At 35.6% G+C, this 17,784-nt stretch carries 17 protein-coding genes; 5 read left to right on the top strand and 12 right to left on the bottom strand.

Annotated elements, in window-relative coordinates; translation table 11 throughout:
• From hisIE to QWY87_RS14050, 9 genes are all read right to left on the bottom strand, one after another.
• Complete coding sequence (hisIE, locus tag QWY87_RS14090; RefSeq protein WP_290292352.1) at window positions 1-594, bottom strand: bifunctional phosphoribosyl-AMP cyclohydrolase/phosphoribosyl-ATP diphosphatase HisIE; 594 nt, start codon at window positions 592-594, stop codon at window positions 1-3.
• Entirely contained in the window at window positions 591-1,346 is a 756-nt protein-coding gene (gene hisF, locus QWY87_RS14085; protein ID WP_290292350.1) for an imidazole glycerol phosphate synthase subunit HisF, read from the bottom strand. Before hisF ends, hisIE begins: the two co-directional genes overlap by 4 nt.
• A gap of 34 nt (window positions 1,347-1,380) precedes the next feature.
• The gene (hisA, locus tag QWY87_RS14080; protein ID WP_290292346.1) at window positions 1,381-2,106 is read right to left on the bottom strand and encodes a 1-(5-phosphoribosyl)-5-[(5-phosphoribosylamino)methylideneamino]imidazole-4-carboxamide isomerase; all 726 of its coding nucleotides are present in this window, start codon (window positions 2,104-2,106) and stop codon (window positions 1,381-1,383) included.
• 1 nt (window position 2,107) lies between these two features.
• A complete protein-coding gene (hisH, locus tag QWY87_RS14075) occupies window positions 2,108-2,692 on the bottom strand; it encodes an imidazole glycerol phosphate synthase subunit HisH (protein ID WP_290292344.1) in 585 nt (194 codons plus the stop codon).
• Between the two features lies 1 nt (window position 2,693).
• Window positions 2,694-3,827 (bottom strand): bifunctional histidinol-phosphatase/imidazoleglycerol-phosphate dehydratase HisB, encoded by a 1,134-nt coding sequence (hisB, locus tag QWY87_RS14070; protein ID WP_290292341.1) that lies wholly within the window; start codon window positions 3,825-3,827, stop codon window positions 2,694-2,696.
• The gene (gene hisC, locus QWY87_RS14065) at window positions 3,827-4,894 is read right to left on the bottom strand and encodes a histidinol-phosphate transaminase (protein ID WP_290292340.1); all 1,068 of its coding nucleotides are present in this window, start codon (window positions 4,892-4,894) and stop codon (window positions 3,827-3,829) included. The genes hisB and hisC overlap by 1 nt, the downstream gene beginning before the upstream one ends.
• 4 nt (window positions 4,895-4,898) lie before the next feature.
• The gene (gene hisD / locus QWY87_RS14060) at window positions 4,899-6,197 is read right to left on the bottom strand and encodes a histidinol dehydrogenase (protein WP_290292338.1); all 1,299 of its coding nucleotides are present in this window, start codon (window positions 6,195-6,197) and stop codon (window positions 4,899-4,901) included.
• 10 nt (window positions 6,198-6,207) lie between these two features.
• Complete coding sequence (gene hisG / locus QWY87_RS14055; RefSeq protein WP_290292335.1) at window positions 6,208-7,068, bottom strand: ATP phosphoribosyltransferase; 861 nt, start codon at window positions 7,066-7,068, stop codon at window positions 6,208-6,210.
• A 220-nt stretch (window positions 7,069-7,288) separates the two neighbouring features.
• Entirely contained in the window at window positions 7,289-8,170 is an 882-nt protein-coding gene (locus QWY87_RS14050; RefSeq protein ID WP_290292332.1) for a patatin-like phospholipase family protein, read from the bottom strand.
• 67 nt (window positions 8,171-8,237) lie between these two features.
• On the opposite strand from QWY87_RS14050, the gene QWY87_RS14045 reads away from it, so the two are divergent.
• The 5 genes from QWY87_RS14045 to lysA all read left to right on the top strand — a co-directional run bounded on the left by QWY87_RS14045 (window position 8,238) and on the right by lysA (window position 13,762).
• Window positions 8,238-9,275, top strand: coding sequence for a sialidase family protein (locus QWY87_RS14045; protein WP_290292329.1), 1,038 nt, complete (start codon window positions 8,238-8,240; stop codon window positions 9,273-9,275).
• Window positions 9,276-9,278: 3 nt separating this feature from the next.
• Window positions 9,279-9,839, top strand: a complete 561-nt coding sequence (locus QWY87_RS14040; protein ID WP_290292327.1) for a hypothetical protein — start codon at window positions 9,279-9,281, stop codon at window positions 9,837-9,839.
• Window positions 9,840-9,916: 77 nt separating this feature from the next.
• The gene (locus QWY87_RS14035) at window positions 9,917-11,125 is read left to right on the top strand and encodes a hypothetical protein (protein WP_290292325.1); all 1,209 of its coding nucleotides are present in this window, start codon (window positions 9,917-9,919) and stop codon (window positions 11,123-11,125) included.
• 95 nt (window positions 11,126-11,220) lie between these two features.
• A complete protein-coding gene (pepT, locus tag QWY87_RS14030; protein WP_290292323.1) occupies window positions 11,221-12,450 on the top strand; it encodes a peptidase T in 1,230 nt (409 codons plus the stop codon).
• A 100-nt stretch (window positions 12,451-12,550) separates the two neighbouring features.
• On the top strand, window positions 12,551-13,762 hold the full coding sequence (lysA, locus tag QWY87_RS14025; RefSeq protein ID WP_290292320.1) for a diaminopimelate decarboxylase: 1,212 nt from the start codon (window positions 12,551-12,553) through the stop codon (window positions 13,760-13,762).
• 17 nt (window positions 13,763-13,779) lie between these two features.
• Here lysA and QWY87_RS14020 read toward each other — a convergent pair whose 3' ends face one another.
• From QWY87_RS14020 to QWY87_RS14010, 3 genes are all read right to left on the bottom strand, one after another.
• Window positions 13,780-14,970 carry a serine hydrolase domain-containing protein gene (locus QWY87_RS14020; RefSeq protein ID WP_290292318.1) on the bottom strand — a complete coding sequence of 397 codons (1,191 nt, stop codon included), beginning with the start codon at window positions 14,968-14,970 and terminating at the stop codon, window positions 13,780-13,782.
• Between the two features lie 297 nt (window positions 14,971-15,267).
• Window positions 15,268-15,849, bottom strand: coding sequence for a hypothetical protein (locus QWY87_RS14015; protein WP_290292315.1), 582 nt, complete (start codon window positions 15,847-15,849; stop codon window positions 15,268-15,270).
• Window positions 15,850-17,655: a DUF885 domain-containing protein gene (locus QWY87_RS14010; protein ID WP_290292313.1), complete on the bottom strand. Its 1,806-nt coding sequence runs from the start codon at window positions 17,653-17,655 to the stop codon at window positions 15,850-15,852.
• Window positions 17,656-17,784 lie beyond the last annotated feature (129 nt).

Here is a 17,784-nt window from a genome sequence, read left to right as displayed (position 1 = left end):
TTATTTATGCCTTTGTTTTAATACTTTTTCTATATCGCTTAAGGTATATCCCTTAGCTTGAAGCAAAATTAAATAATGAAATAATAGGTCAGCAGATTCATCCAAGAATAATTTTTCATTATCATCCTTTGCTTCAATCACGACTTCTACAGCTTCTTCTCCAACCTTTTGTGCTATTTTATTCATTCCCTTCTTAAATAGAGAAGCTACATAAGACTCATCTGAGGGATTATCCTTTCTGCTTTTGATCACTGCCTCCAAGGTAGTCAGGAACCCAAAATTAGCGTCATTTGTCTCTGCCCAGCAAGTATCTGTTCCCTTATGGCACGTTGGCCCTTGTGGCAAAACTGATATCAGCAAACTATCATTGTCACAGTCATTTTTAATACTGACCAATTTCAAAAAGTTACCACTTTCTTCTCCTTTGGTCCAAAGTCTTCCCTTACTCCTACTGTAAAATGTAACCATTTTAGAATCAATTGTCTTATCATATGATTCTTGATTCATATAGCCCAGCATCAGTACATTTTTTGTTTGTGCATCCTGAATAATTGCAGGAACTAAGCCCGTTTGTTCGTCAAATTTAATTGTCATAATCTTACGTTTATTCCTTGATTTTTTAATGCTAACTTCAAATCCTTAATCTCAATTTCTTTATAATGAAACACACTTGCTGCCAAGGCAGCGTCAGCCTTCCCTTCAACAAAAGTATCGCAAAAATGCTGGATTTGGCCAGCGCCACCACTAGCAATAATTGGTACCTTAACCATTTCTGATAATTGTCTTAATGTCTCATTGGCAAAACCATTTTTCGTACCATCATGATCCATTGATGTAAAAAGTATCTCTCCTGCACCAAGTTCGACACCCTGTTTAACCCAATCAAACAGCTCTAATTCAGTCTCTATACGGCCACCTACCAAAAATACTTTCCACTTCCCTTTGATCCATTTAGCGTCTACTGCTAAAACAATACATTGGCTCCCAAATTTATTGGCCAGTTCTCTGATCAACTCAGGATTCTTAACCGCAGAAGAATTGATTGAAACCTTATCGGCCCCTGCTCGTAATAACATGTTGACATCTTCAACACTTGATATCCCTCCCCCTACAGTAAATGGAATATTTACTTTTTTGGCCACTTTCTCAACCAATTTCAAGAGGGTCTTTCTTTTTTCCTTAGTTGCTGTAATATCCAGAAATACCAGCTCATCTGCACCTTCTCTTGAATACCGGTCTGCCAATTCTACAGGATCCCCTGCATCTTGCAATCCAACGAAGTTGACGCCTTTAACAGTCCGTCCGTCTTTGATATCCAAACAAGGAATAATTCTTTTACTTACCATTTTTATTACTGCTCTTATGAGCTTTATATTTTAATCAACTTGAAAGTATAAACGCTTCCAATTGTTGCATACTAATTCTGTTCTCATAAATCGCTTTACCAATAATGGTTCCTTCACAACCCAATTCAGCCAACTTAGCTAATTCATCATAGTGCGAAATTCCTCCTGAAGCAATTAATGAAATCTCTGGAATTTGCATTAAAATCCTTTTGTAAAGCTCAAATGACGGGCCCTCTAGCATCCCATCCTTTGATATATCTGTGCAAATCACATAATTGATTCCTTCATTTTTATAGCCTTCGATAAAAGGGATTAGCTCCTTATCTGAAGACTCTAACCATCCGGATATAGCCACTTTCTCATCATGAGCATCGGCTCCAAGAATGATTTTATCTGCTCCATAAACCTTTAACCATGATTTGAATACTTCAGGATCCTTTACCGCTATGCTGCCACCGGTAACCTGGTTGGCTCCGCATTCAAAGGCGATATTCAAATCTTTATCAGACTTCAATCCGCCACCAAAATCAATTTTTAAATTTGTTTTGCTTGCTATCTGCTCCAAAATTTTATAATTGACAATTTCTTTGCTCTTCGCACCATCTAGATCTACCAGATGTAAATATTTGATCCCTACTCCTTCAAAAGCTTTAGCCACTTCTAATGGATGTTCATTATATATTTTTTTAGTTGAGTAATCTCCCTTTGAAAGTCTTACACATTTTCCATCAATAATATCAATAGCTGGAATGATCCTCATTTTAAACGATGTTTATAAAATTCTTTAATATTTGCTCACCCATATCCCCACTCTTTTCAGGATGAAACTGGCAAGCATAAAAATTATCTTTTTTAATGGCACCTGCATAGACAATCCCATAGTCAGTACTGGCGATTGTGTATTCACTTTCAGGGACATAATAACTGTGCACATAGTACATGTATGAATTCTCTGTTACTTTGTTAAAGAGATCACTTTTAAGCCCTGTAATTTGATTCCAACCAATATGCGGCACTTTATATTCAACTTCAAACTTCTTCACCTTAACAGGAAAAATTCCTAAGCATTCAGTGTGATTCTCTTCAGAATAGTCACACATCAATTGCATTCCTAAACATATACCCAGAACCGGTTGTTTTAAGTTTGGAATCACTGTATCCAAACCAAATTTTACAATTTCATTCATGGCACTTTGTGCTTCTCCAACTCCTGGGAAAATCACCTTATCAGCTGCTATAATTTCCTCTGGATTATTCGTACAAATAGCTTCATAACCAAGTCTTTCAAGCGCAAATTGAACAGATTTCACATTGCCTGCTCCATAATCTATGATGACGATTTTCATTTTATAATAATCCTTTTGTACTTGGTAAAATCATTTTTTCTGCATCCCTTTTGACAGCAACTTTTATTGCCTTTGCAAAGGCCTTAAAGATCGCTTCAATTTTATGATGCTCATTTTGACCTTCAGCTTTTATGTTCAAATTGGCCTTAGCTCCATCTGTAAAAGACTTAAAGAAATGATAAAACATTTCAGTAGGCATGTCACCTATTTTCTCCCTCTTAAATTCTGCATCCCAAACCAACCAGTTTCTTCCACCAAAATCAATAGCTGCTTGTGCTAAGCAGTCATCCATTGGAAGTGTGAACCCATATCTTTCCATACCCCTCTTATCGCTAAGGGCCTGAGCAAAAGCTTCACCCAAGACAATGGCTGTATCTTCCATAGTATGGTGCTCATCTACTTCAAGATCACCCTTAACTTTAATTTCCAGATCCATATTTCCATGCCTTGAAATTTGATCAAGCATGTGATCAAAGAATGACAAGCCTGTATCAATCTTACTGATTCCGGTTCCGTCCAGATTCAATTTGATATAAATATCTGTCTCTTTAGTTTTCCTTGAGATCTCAGCTGTTCTTTCGCTCAATACTAAAAATTCATAAATCTCTTTCCAATCTTTTGTTTCTAATGCTATAAATGCACTTATTTCATCGTCAGAAACCGTGGTTTCTCCTTCACCTAAACTCGATTTATCATTGATATAAATACCCTTTGAATTCAGGTTCTTAGCCAACTCCATATCAGTCATTCTATCCCCTATGACGAAGCTATTTGCAAGATCATAGGCATCGGTAAAAAAAGAGTCTAACAAACCTGTTTTAGGCTTCCTGTTTGGGGAATTATCTTTAGGATAACTTCTGTCAATAAATACCTGATCAAACACCACACCCTCATTAGCAAAAGTTTCCATAATAAAATTATGAACAGGATAAAAAGTATCTTCTGGGTAAACTTCTGTACCCAGCCCGTCCTGGTTTGTGACCATTACCAACTCAAAATCAAGCTCTGTCGCAATCTTCGACAAATAAAACAATGCCTTCGGATAGAATTTAAGTTTTGCAAAACTATCTATTTGTTCATCAGCAGGCTCCTTAATCATGGTTCCATCTCTGTCTATAAATAATACTCGTTTCATTAGTCAATCATTTTATCAGCGTCTAAATACGCCATACTTTTTAATAAAAACTTATTCTCCTCGGGCGTTCCTACAGTAATTCTGATACAATTTTCACATAGTGGCTGATTGGTTCTGTTCCTAATAACCAACTCCTTATCAATCAATTGACCATACCTTTTGTTTGCATCATCAACTTTTACCAAAATAAAATTACTGTCAGATGCATATACTTTTTTTACAAAACCTATTTTTAAAATAGCTTTGGATAATTTATTCCGATTTTCCTTTATTTCAAATATTTCCTGTTCTCTTAACTTCTCATTTTCCAAATATTTTAAAGCAGTCCTTTGTGTTAAGACATTTACATTATAGGGCATTTTTACTTTTTTCAAGAGTTCAATGATCTCAGTATTCGCAAAACATGCACCAAGTCTGATACCTGCTAAGCCATAGGCTTTAGAAAAAGTTTGGGTCACAATGAGGTTGTTGTAGTCCTTAAGTCTTAAAGACCAACTTGAAGTGTCAGAGAAATCAATATAGGCTTCATCAACAACCACCAGAACGTCTAATTCAAGGAGTGCCAATATAGCTGTTTCGGCTATCACATTCCCTGTTGGATTATTTGGTGAGCATATGAATATTGCTTTGGTGTCGTTATTTACCGCCTTCTTTATAGATGCCACATCTAACTGAAAATCATCAGTCATTAAGACTTCTGTACAACCCACATTATTTATACCAGCTAAGACTTTAAACATGCCAAAAGTTGGCGTGTTTATAATGATATTTTCTTGAGCAGGTTCAAAAAACACTCTGTAGATCATGTCCAAGATCTCATCACTGCCGTTTCCAAGCAACATATTTTCAACAGGAACTTTTTTAATTTGGGATATTCTTTGTTTTAATTCTAACTGATGTGGGTCAGGATAACGATTTAAACCGTTTTCATAAGGATTCTCATTGGCGTCCAGATAAATCAATTCCTGATCAAAATCCTTAAATTCATCTTTGGCTGAGGCATAGGGTTTCAGACTCCTTATAGAAGGTCTTGCCATTTTCAAAATATCTAACTCTCTTTTTGACATAAGGCTATTCGGATGATTTATCTTTAATTTTATCGAGTCTCAAACTTACCGCATTTTTATGAGCATAAAGCCCTTCAGCTTCGGCCATGATCTCAATAGCATTTCCAATGAGCGATAAACCATTCTCTGAAATCTCCTGAAAACTTACTGATTTTTGAAACGCATCGAGGTTTACGCCGCTATAATTCTTTGCATAACCATTTGTGGGAAGTGTATGATTGGTCCCTGAAGCATAGTCTCCTGCGCTTTCAGGTGTATAGTCTCCCACAAAAACTGAACCGGCATTTTTGATTTTAGGCAAAATTTTCTGCGCGTCGACAGTACTGATAATTAAGTGTTCCGGCGCATAAGAATTAATCAAATCAATAGCGTCATCCTGCACACTACAATAAATCAGTTTTGAATTAGCTACAGCCGTCTTGGCTATATCCTTTCTAGGAAGTTTAGCCAATTGTGTATATACTTCACTTTCTATTTCCTCCAATTTTGTAACAGAACTGGAAACCAATATGACCTGGCTATCTGTGCCATGTTCGGCTTGTGATAGCAAGTCAGCTGCCATAAAACTCGCTGTGGCACTATCATCCACATAGACTAACAATTCACTTGGTCCGGCAGGCAGGTCAATGCTCATGTCAAATTTCAGTGCCATTTGCTTTGCCACTGTTACATATTGATTTCCTGGGCCGAATAATTTATATACTTTAGGAACCGATTCTGTACCAAATGTCAAGGCTGCAATAGCCTGGATTCCACCAATTTTAAATATTTTTTGAACCCCGCATAAATCTGCCGTGTATAAAACGGCTGGATGAACATTTCCATTAGCGTCACTTGGAGTACACATAATGATCTCCTCACAACCGGCAATTTGAGCAGGAACGGCCAACATTAAGATTGTTGAAAATAAGGGTGCCGTGCCACCTGGTATATAGAGGCCTACCTTTTCTATCGCACGCTTTTCTTGCCAACAAATTACGCCCTTGGTTGTTTCTGTCTTTTTCGATGGAACTACTTGAGAAGTGTGAAACGCTTCTATATTCGATTTAGCCAGGGCAATCGCATTCTTTAGTTCTTCGCTTACATTCTCTTTAGCAAGATCAATTTCAATTTGTGAGACGCTCAAACTATCCAAGTCTGCCCCGTCAAATTTTTTAATATACCTTTTTAAAGCAGTATCACCCTCAACAGAAACTTCATCAAAAATCTGTTTCACAATTGGCTCTATGTCGCTGTAACTTTGGGTGGGCCTTTCTAATATTTTAGGCCAAGTAGCTCTTTTGGGGTCAAATATCTTTTTCATGACATGAATATTATATGACCATTTTTTCTATAGGAGCAACCAAAATACCTTCTGCACCAAGCGCCTGTAACTCATCTATAACCTCCCAAAATTTATTCTTTTCTATTACCGTGTGTATAGAACTCCATCCCTTTTCTGCTAAAGGCAGAACCGTTGGGCTTCTCATTCCTGGTAAAATAGTAATTACTTCTTCAATATTTTCATTCGGAACATTCATTAATATATACTTAAAGTTCCTCGCTTTCAATACCGATTGAAGTCTAAATCTTAATTTTTTTAAAGTTTCTTGGTTGGTTTTGCTAATCGTTGGAGAAACCGCTAAAACTGCTTCAGAGGTTGCAATAACTTCTACTTCTTTTAAATTGTTCTTAAACAAAGTACTTCCGCTACTAACAATATCGCAAATGGCATCAGCCAATCCTATATTAGGTGCAATTTCAACAGAACCAGAAATTTGGTGCAACTCAGCTTCAATACCTTTTTCTTTTAAAAACAGATTCAAGGTGTTGGGATACGAAGTCGCTATTTTTTTTCCATCCAGATCACTGATCGAATTATATTCAAAAGATTTAGGAACTGCCAGTGAAACGCGACATTTTGAAAAAGAAAGCCTTTCTAAAACAGCTATACTTCCTTCGTCTTTTTCAACTAATAAATTCTCGCCAATAATGGCGATATCTACTACTCCATCTATTAAATATTGTGGAATATCACTATTTCTTAAATAAAGAATTTCCATTGGAAAATTAGATACAGTTGCCCTTAATTGGTCTAGACCATTACTGACTGAAATACCGCATTCCTTAAGAATCTTAAGGGAATCATCATTTAATCTTCCCGACTTTTGTATTGCTATTTTTAATCTTTCCATTTTTGTTAGTTATGTCTGAGCATCGCATTTGGTCATAAAAAAACCCGCCTGAATGCTCAAACGGGTTTTAAATATTTTGACTTTAATCACAACATATTTAGCTCGCTTGAGTGCAAGTATGAATATGATGACGATGTAAAGTGTTTGTTCTCATTTTAATAAAATCAGGCACAAATGTAAACATATATTTTAAAAATTCAATGGGGAATTTAAAAATAATTTAGTTTTCCTTTTCTCTGGCATACTTAAGTCCATCTGTCCACCATTTACGCATTTTCTCCTTTTCAAATACCAAGGTATTTGTTGTCAGAACAGTAGGTGTATAATATAAATTGAGCTTCACATCTTTGTTATCAGCCGCAAGTTTACCAATTGAAATATTGTATTTCTCAATATGGATCTGCATATAGTTAAACAGGTTCATCATAAGACTAAATGGATTTTTAGATGGCATTCTATTGAGCTGCGTCACTTCAGTTTCTAAAATGATGGCATCTATTTCTGTTGCCCCCTGCCTGATGGCTTCTCTTATCGGAACCAAATTTGCAAAGCCACCATCAGCGTACTCATAATTATTCTTAACAAGTAAACTCATAAACGGAACAAAATTACTTGAAGCCCATATATAATCTCTGAAATCATCAAAAGAATGCTCATTTAAATCCTTAAATTCTACTTGATTCAATGTTAAATTTGAAACCGTTACCAATATTCTTTTATTTTGACCCTTTACTTTTCTGAGATAACTATCCTTTACCGTTTTATTGATCATTTCTCTTAAGTGAAGACTTTCGCCAAAAGTCCTACTACCCTTTAAAAAGCTCATTACCGTATTAAAATGATTTATTCCAACAATGGTATGCCCTTTATATTTTTTTATTTTGAACGGGCAATTGCTGAATATGGTTTTTTGATCCACATTAGAATAAATATCTTTTAACTCATCCAGTTTTCCCAACGCAAGGTGAGTCAGCATTAAACTACCGGTTGAAGTTCCTACAAACAGATCGTAGTTCTGTTTCTTTTCTTCTATTAAATATTGAGCAATGCCACCTGCAAACGCGCCTTTACTTCCTCCTCCAGAAATGACTAATGCCTTCATTTATTTTTTTTTAGTATAGTTTGATAAATATAAAAAAATTACTTTTGGAAAAAATAAGCCAAAATTGATGAAAAAAAGTATCTATCTATCAGTTTTAATACTATTCATTCTGAATTCAAGTATTGCACAAAATAAGGTTGAAGTTGCGTTTCTAGCCAAATTCAAAATAACCAACACAAGTGTTAGGGCTATAGAAGTTATCAATGAAAACACACTCTGGTTTGCAGGCTCTGGAGGCAAATATGGTAGAATTATTAATGAAAAACTGGAAATTGACTCCATAAGCCATGAAGGGAAATTTCCTGAATTCAGATCTATTGGGTATAATGGAACTGCTATCTTTTTATTAAGTATTGAGAACCCTGCTTTGATTTATAAAATTGATCCCTCCGCGCCTTTAGGCCAATATGAATTAGTTTATCAAGAATCTCATAAAAAAGTCTTTTATGATACTCTTACTTTTTTTGACCAAGATAAAGGCATAGCCATGGGAGATCCCACCGATGAATGTTTGTCTATTCTATTAACAAATGACGGTGGAAATAATTGGACAAAAATTCCCTGTGAACAACTGCCCCAAATAGCTGAAGGTGAAGCTGCTTTTGCTGCGAGTAATACGAATATTGCTACCTTTAAGAAAAATGCATGGATTGTTACCGGTGGGGCTAAGGCACGCGTTTTTAAGACCCATAACTTCGGTAAAAATTGGAATGTTGTTGAAACGCCCATAATTCAAGGAGGTAAAATGACAGGAATCTTTAGTACTGATTTTTACGATAATAACACTGGTATTATTATGGGGGGAGATTGGGAAAACAAGAAAAGCGGAAAGGCTAGTAAAGCAGTGACCGATAATGGTGGTGCGTCATGGACCTTAATAGCAGATGGTGAACTTCCTGGTTATATTAGCTGTGTCCAATTTATACCTAAGGGGAAAGGAAAAAGAATCATGGCAGTATCTACTGAAGGTATGTACCTCTCTAATGATATGGCCAAGACCTGGAAAAAAATTGAAGAAAAAGGATATTACAGCCTTAGATTTATAAATGAAGAAACAGCCTGGCTGTCAACCCATGAAAAAATAGTTAAGATTAAATTACAATAATCCATGAAATATTTATTTACCCCGATAGTTTTTAGCCTATTGTTCATCTCTTGTCAAAAGAGTAAGTTTGAGAGAGAATTCGAATGTGAAACCCCTTCAATATACACCCAAACGAAAAACTATAAAGATGTTCTGGGTCATTTCGAAGTTGATGTACCAATAAGTTGGAAAACAGAACTTTACTACGATGAATATCAATCAGCACTTTATACAGCAGACACAACCAAAGCACTCAGGGAAACTTTTATTTTGGATATAGCCTGGCGACAAGGTGAATTAGTTCTCAACAAAGATTTTGAAGTCAGGGTGGCGCAAAATGCAACAAGAAATCTAAAATTAGTTCCTGTAAAATCTGGTTTTGGAGAGTATTTAGGTCAACCAGCCTATTACCATATCGCTACCGGAAAAGGCGATGATTTAAGCTGGCACTATCTTGAAGTTTACGTACAACACAAAGTTGATGAGTATTATATTTTTACTGCAAAAATATATGGTGATGAATTTGTAAGTGAACGAATATGCGCTTCTTTCAGCATTTTTGGTGATATGAAATTTCTGGATTAAAATAAACAGCTTCTTTTTGCGTTTTATTATTGCTATGAGTCGTTTTATTCTCTCCTACAAATAATAAAACAAAAGTTATGAAAAAGAAAACTAGTATCACTGCTGGTTTGGTATTGTTGTTCCTTGTAATATATTCATGTGAACAAGAAGATCAAATTGGTGCTTTCAAATCAACAGAATCAGAAAATTCAACCTTTAAAAGTGCAAACGATCCTTTAAATATTGTCCTCGATCAAGAGGAAATTGAGGAAATCGATTGTGATGAAACCATAAGAAGAGACCTTCTGGCTGGCCAGGATATCTACGTTGGAGAAATTCTCATCAGAAAAGAAAATGAGGAACTCGTTATAACTTATGACCTCTCATCCACTGATTGGCAGCTAAAAGAATCCCATTTATTTGTGGGAGATATGAATGATGCCCCATTTACTAATAGCGGAAATCCTAAAATTGGTCATTTCCCATACCATGGTGATCATGGCCTTGTTAATGAACACCCTTTTAGAATACCCTTGAATGAATTAAATGATTGCTTTTCAGTTATAACACACGCTGTGGTTGTACTCATCTCAGATGGCAGCGAAACCGCCAATGAAACCGCCTTTGGCTTGGGAGACAACACATTTGACGGAAATAGATGGGGCTGGTATTTGGATATTTGTAATATGGATTGTGAATCTGATGAGAATGAAACAAATTCTGAAGATCAGGATGAAGAAACAACCGATGAAATTGTTGACGACGAAGTTGAAGGCAATTCCGATACTAATGGAAATGATACTGCTGGGTCCGGAAATGATGGGATAGATCCAAATGGCTGCATGGATGCCTATGCCTTTGACAAAAAGAACCAAGGAAATGCCATCTGTTTTTATGAAGATTTCAACAGCTGGGGCTGGACGAATTACATAGGCTTCAACGAGCAACATACAGAACCACTTGGCATCACTTATAGGTATCCAATCTTTGCAAGTGCCTTTCAATGTGATATTGAAAACAGCATGGAAGTTGGTTATTTGCAAATTCATATCTCTGGAGGTGATGGGATCCCATATGCTAATATCAAAGTCGTATTGACCAATTCGGATCTTATGATAGAGGAGTTTAATTTTTTCGTCGGTGAGTCGCCTTATCCCTTAGATCAAAATGGACGGGAATCAATTGATAATGCAGATTTTGATTTTTCACTGAGTGGATTGAATACCTCTTCGTATAACATCACCGACATTCCGTGGTATGATGTCAGCTATTTTATCAGCCATATCAAGGTTTGCCCAAAACGCTAATCCAAAACATTAAACCAAAAAAGATTGTTAGAAATAACAGTCTTTTTTTTTAGCCATCTGTCTGAGAATAATTATTTTTGAGTAAAGACTCAAACATGAAAAATATAACAGATCGATTTTTAAAATACGTAAGCTTTGATACCCAATCAGACGCTACAAGCGATACAACACCAAGTACTAAAAAACAATGGGATATTGCAAATCACCTGGTTGAAGAGCTGAAAGGTATTGGATTACAAGATATAAGCATAGATAGTCATGCCTATATCATGGCCACCTTGCCAAGTAATGTGGCGCACAAAGTGCCGGTTATCGGGTTTATTTCACATTTTGATACAAGTCCTGATTACACCGCTACCAATGTAAAACCTCAAATTCACGAGAATTATGATGGCAAGGATATCATTCTGAATAAGGAACAAGACATTGTGCTCTCACCTTCCTATTTTGATGATTTACTGTTATACGTAGGTCAGACTCTAATCACTACTGATGGCACCACCCTCTTAGGTGCAGATGACAAGGCTGGCGTTGCTGAAATCGTAACAGCGATGGAATACTTAATACAACATCCTGAAATTAAGCATGGTGAAATTAGAATCGGCTTTACACCGGATGAGGAAATTGGCCTTGGCGCTCATAAATTTGATGTGGATAAGTTTAATGCAGAATGGGCCTATACTATGGATGGAAGTCAGGTTGGGGAATTAGAATATGAAAATTTTAATGCAGCTGGTGCCGTAGTTACCGTTCATGGAAAAATTGTGCATCCAGGCTATGCTAAAGGTAAAATGGTAAACTCCATGCTAATTGCCAATGAGTTCATTTCTGCTTTACCTCAAAATGAAATCCCTCAGGAAACTGAAGGTTATGAAGGCTTTTTCCATTTAACTGACATAAAAGGTTCAGTAGAAAAAACGATGCTTGAGTATATTATTAGAGATCATGACTTGGAACTATACGAGCAAAGAAAGTTACAGATGCTGGCTGCAGCTAAAAGTATTAATGACAAATTGGGTTCTGAGGCCATAGAAATAGAGATTAAGGATCAGTATTTCAATATGCGTGAAAAAGTTGAACCAGTTATGCATATTGTTGATATAGCTGAACAAGCCATGAAAGACCTAGGGATAAAACCTTTGATCAAAGCAATTAGAGGCGGAACCGATGGCTCTCAGCTATCATACAAAGGACTACCCTGCCCTAATATTTTTGCAGGTGGCCATAATTTCCATGGACGCTATGAATATGTTCCAGTAGAATCAATGATCAAAGCCTCAAAGGTAATTGTAAAGATTGCAGAACTAACAGCTCAAAAATACTAGCATTTTAAAATTACACGGAATACAAGTATCTGTTATTATTTATTAAAAATTTTGATAATCCTAACAGTATACTACTTTTGCCTTCTTAAAACAGATTTCCATGACGAACAAATTTCTAAAATCATTGACCAATAAATATGAGAGCCCTCTATATGTCTATGATGCCGAAAGAATAATTTCTCAATATAATAAGTTGACAAATGCCTTTTCATCGGTTAAAAATTTGAAAATTAATTATGCGACAAAAGCCTTATCTAATGTCAGCATCTTAAAAATATTTAATTCTCTCAATGCCGGATTGGATACTGTTTCAGTTCAAGAAGTGCAATTAGGATTAAAAGCTGGTTTTGATCCAAAGGATATTATTTTCACACCTAATGGCGTTTCACTTGATGAAATTGAACAAGCCATGCATTTGGGTGTGCAGATCAATATTGATAATATTTCTATCCTTGAACAATTTGGTCAAAAATATCCTGAAGTTCCTGTTTGCATCAGAATGAATCCTCATGTAATGGCGGGTGGTAATAAAAAAATATCAGTTGGTCATATTGATTCAAAATTTGGAATTTCAATTCACCAATTACCTCATATCCACAGAGTAGTTGAAAATACAGGCATGCTTATAAACGGTGTACACATGCACACAGGATCTGACATTTATGATATTGACGCATTTCTGAGGGCAACTGAAATTCTCTTTAATGTTGCTGCGTCGTTTAAAAACCTTGAATATATTGATTTCGGCAGTGGCTTTAAGGTTCCTTATAAAGAAGGAGATATTCACACTGACATTGAAGAGTTAGGAGAAAAACTGTCTAAACGCTTCAATGATTTTTGTAAAGAATTTGGACGCGATCTAACATTGATGTTCGAACCAGGTAAATACCTTGTTTCTGAAGCAGGTCAGTTCCTTGTTCATGTTAATGTTGTAAAACAAACCACTTCTACCGTATTTGCAAGTATAGACAGCGGCTTAAACCATTTGATCCGCCCCATGTTCTACGATTCGCATCATCATATCGAAAACATATCAAATCCTGAAGGTAAAAAGCGGTTTTACACAGTGGTAGGATATATCTGTGAAACGGATACATTTGGAACGAATCGTCAAATATGTGAAATCAAAGAGGGAGACATTCTGAGCTTTAAAAACGCAGGAGCTTATTGCTATTCAATGGCTTCTAATTACAACTCTCGTTACAGGCCTGCTGAAGTATTAGTATTTAAAGGAAAAGATTATCTGATTAGGGAAAGAGAAACTATTGAAGATATTCTAAACAAACAAGTTGAAGTGACTTTAGATATATAGATTCTCAATCTAAAATATTAGTTTAACGAAGGGTTAAAATTATCATCAACGATAGTTTTAACCTTTTCATTAAGGGTCTTCATTGAATTATAATTTGAATGCTCAAGGGTGATCACAACTAATTCTTCTTCGGGATACTGCATTAAAGATGTACTGAATCCATTCCAACGTCCATTGTGATATACGATCTTCTTAGAATCAGCTTCTTTAATTCTGAATCCAAAACCGTAAGGAACCGCTCTATTATATTTTGTTTCACCTTTAGTATACATTTCATCCAAGGTGTTTTTCGAAATGATTTTACCTGAATTCAAGCCCTGTACCCATTTAAACATATCTTCTGTTGTTGAGTACACGTTTTTATCTCCTACGATAGCGTCATTAACAGTGCCACCTATCTTTGCGTGCCATCTTCTTCTGTAAATCCTGTATCCATCAAGTTGTCCTTCTTTAATAGCATCTTGTTCGTATCTATAGACGAAGGTGTTTTTCATATGAAGCGGTTTGAAGATTTGCTTCTCAACAAAATCACCAAAATAAGTACCTGTAACTTTTTCAACTATCGATGCCAGTACAAAATAACCTGTATTAGAATAGTCAAAATTTGCTCCCGGACTAAAGAATCTTTGAACATCATGTTGGCTCAACATCTCCATCATTTCCTTATTCGAAGGTGCATGATCTTGTTCCCATTTATGTTCAGCTAACCAAAAATATTTAGGAAGGCCTGAAGTGTGGTTCAACAATTGTCTTATAGTCACTTCTGTGTATGGAAAATTTGGATAAAACTTTATTACTTTATCATCAAGGTCAAGCTTGTTTTCTTCATAAAGGATAAGAATAGCAGCAGCTGTAAATTGCTTACTAACTGAGGCTAATTGAAATACAGAAGTATCATCTATCTTAGATTTTGCCTTAAAATCTGCATATCCATAATGGTTCTTGAAAATGACTTTTCCCTTTTGAGCTACTATTACACTGCCGTGAAAGTCATGTCTTTTATTAAAACGAGTAAATAAAGAGTCTAATTTCTCATTCACCTTCAATGTGTTTTCCTCCGGATAGAATACCAATGGCACATCCCGATTTAAACTAGTTTCAGTATCAACTGCATCAGAACTATCTCTTATCGAAGTAGATACACTAAAACTATTAAACACAAAGAAAATAATAAGTAGAAAATACTTAATATTAACACTCCTTTTCATATAAATTTTGTTACTGTTTTAAGACGTGGAAAAGTATAAAAAATCATCGAAACTGCAAAAAACATTAACACAGTATTTTCCCGTCTTTTCGTTATACAATATGACTTAGCATTTAAATCACTAGTTTGATTTGTTAGAACCAGTCTTGTGAATATTTGAAATACCAAATCAAAACACGTCCTTTATAAACGATAAAAATTGATTTTTATTGAATTTCTCTTAAAAAAATATAATGATAGCACATTAATTATGAGCTGATTATATCATTTTTTTAAGTGGATACGACTCGAAAATTGATTACAATCGCTTTTTACAAGCTATTTTCCATGTAGGATATACGACTGATTCTGATTTATCAGTCCATTCTCCTACCCAATTGAATCCACTGTCACTTATTTCATAAAATGTCAATCGATAAAATCCCTCTGTTCCATTTGGAGCTGTACTATCTCTATACAATACGATATCACCATTTTCTGTTTTTCCACCTACCCAAACCGAAAGCTGTTTTGAAATTTTCGGATGTGAGTAATAATGAACATACCATTTTTCGGTTTCAGAATCAAATTGTCTAATACTTCCTGAATAACTTTTATCATCTTTAAAAGTTTCATCTTGAACCCCCATTCCATTCATTATATATTTAAACTTCCAGGTCATTTTAACCGGTTCATTCCAAGATTTATCCTGATTTCTTGATTCCGAAAGACAATCACACAGGCCAATCAATTTCTCAAAATCCTTGATCTGTTCAGGGGCATCAGGATTAGCGCGACCAAAAGGATACGCATCATTTGCCTCAAAACTGGTTTGACTACTCATAACCATGCAAAAAAACATGAGTGGTATGGTAATCCAAACTTTAATTGATTTTGACATTTAGCTTTTATTTACTTGTTTGCTTTCTTTTATCCACTGCATAATTGATTCTTCTAGAATTGCTAATGGAAGACTTCCTTTATTTAAAATCATATGATGAAATTCTTTAATATCAAATTCATCTCCTAATTCCACTTCTGCTTTGGCTCTTAATTCAAGAATCTTTAATTGACCTATTTTATAGGATAGCGCCTGACCCGGATTGGCCATATAGCGTTCTACTTCTCTGGTAATTACATCCTTTGAAAGCGCTTCATTATCTAGAGAATATTGAATGGCTTGTTCTCTGGTCCATCCTTTAGAATGTAGCCCGGTATCAACAACCAGCCGAACTGCCCGATGCATTTCAGCCCCAAGCATTCCAAAATATTGGTAAGGGTCCTTATACATTCCCATTTCTTTACCTAACGCCTCAGTGTAAAGTGCCCAACCTTCTCCATAAGCACTTAACCATAGGTTCTTTCTGAACTTTGGCAAGGAATCATTTTCCTGAGCCAAAGCGATTTGATAATGATGACCTGGAATTGCTTCATGTAAAAATAAGGATTCATCTCTTTGAATATTGTACTTGCTGGCGTCAGGTATGGGTACATAAAATATTCCTGGGCGGTTATCTTCTAACGAACCTGCATTATACTGCGCGCTGGCAGAAGACTCTCTAAATGATTCTGTCCTTCTCACGACAAACTCGGTCTTCGGTGTCTCTTTGAAAAGTCTTTTTAAATGCGGTTTTAATTTTTGATGAATTTCTTCAAAATGATTAATCACCTGCTCAGGTTTGCTAAATGGCATCAACTCTTTTGATGTTCTCACGTGATCAAAAAACGCCATCAAATCTCCCTCAAATTCCAATTCTTCTTTAACCTGATTCATTTCAGACAATATCCTTGCCACTTCATCCAGACCAATCTGATGAATCTCTTCTGCTGTTAAATTGGTTGTAGTATACTTTTTAATGGATGTATTATAATAAGCTCTGCCATTCGGAAGTGCATCAATCCCACTGGAATTTCTTCCTGCAGTCAAATAATCCGTGCTTACATAGTCATGGAGGTTTATAAAGGCAGGTATTAGTTTTTCTGAAAGCATCTTTTCATATTCCATCTTAAGACGCTCTTTGTCTTCTTCCGAAAATGATTTTGGAAAATTCTTTACAGGCGCATAAAACAAATGCTCTTCAACATTGCTAACGCACATTGCTTTTATTTGAGGAACAACCTTTATAATAAGTGAACTAGGCAAAACGAATCTTAAACTTGCCCCTTCTTTCATTCTTTTCTCTGCAGATTGTAACCAAATTACGAATCCGTCTATGCGCTGCAACCAGTTTTCATAATCTTCTACTGTCTTAAACGGCTGTGCACTGACCCCACTTGCAAATTGGCCCATCACAAAGTTTCTGGTCCACATTTGGTCTAAGGGAAACAATTCACTTCGAAATTTTAAACTTTGTAAGTTAACATTGCAATCCCATAATAGAATTGCTTTGCTGATGGTATCATTTGCCGTCAAATATTGGTTATCGTATTTCTCAGCCAGTTTTTTATACTTTTTATAAAATGCAATACTGCTGTCTTTATACGATTTAGATAAGTAATCAGGGAATGCGGCATTAAATCTGTGATCCCCTTTTGCCGTAGCGCTCAAAGGATCTAAAGCCAGGCTCCCATCATAATAAGAATCAAGGAATTCTGAAAACTCTGCTCTTACTTCCAATGGATTCAATATAACCAGCTCAGGTTTATCAGGTTCACATGCTACAAAGTTCAAAGAAATAATAAATAGAACAAATAATAATTTTTTCATCATACTAGTTTACAATAGCCTAAATATAAAAAAAATGAACCAACCCATTTTGATCCATACATAATATTGAGCTCATAAGAATTCTATTTCTTTCTAACTAATCCGTTTAGGAAGACTCAAATAACCGGA

This window comes from Lutimonas halocynthiae, assembly GCF_030409835.1.
Taxonomy (GTDB): Bacteria; Bacteroidota; Bacteroidia; order Flavobacteriales; family Flavobacteriaceae; genus Lutimonas; species Lutimonas halocynthiae.
Note: the sequence above shows the minus strand (reverse complement) of the source record. Positions and strands in the feature narration are given on the sequence as shown.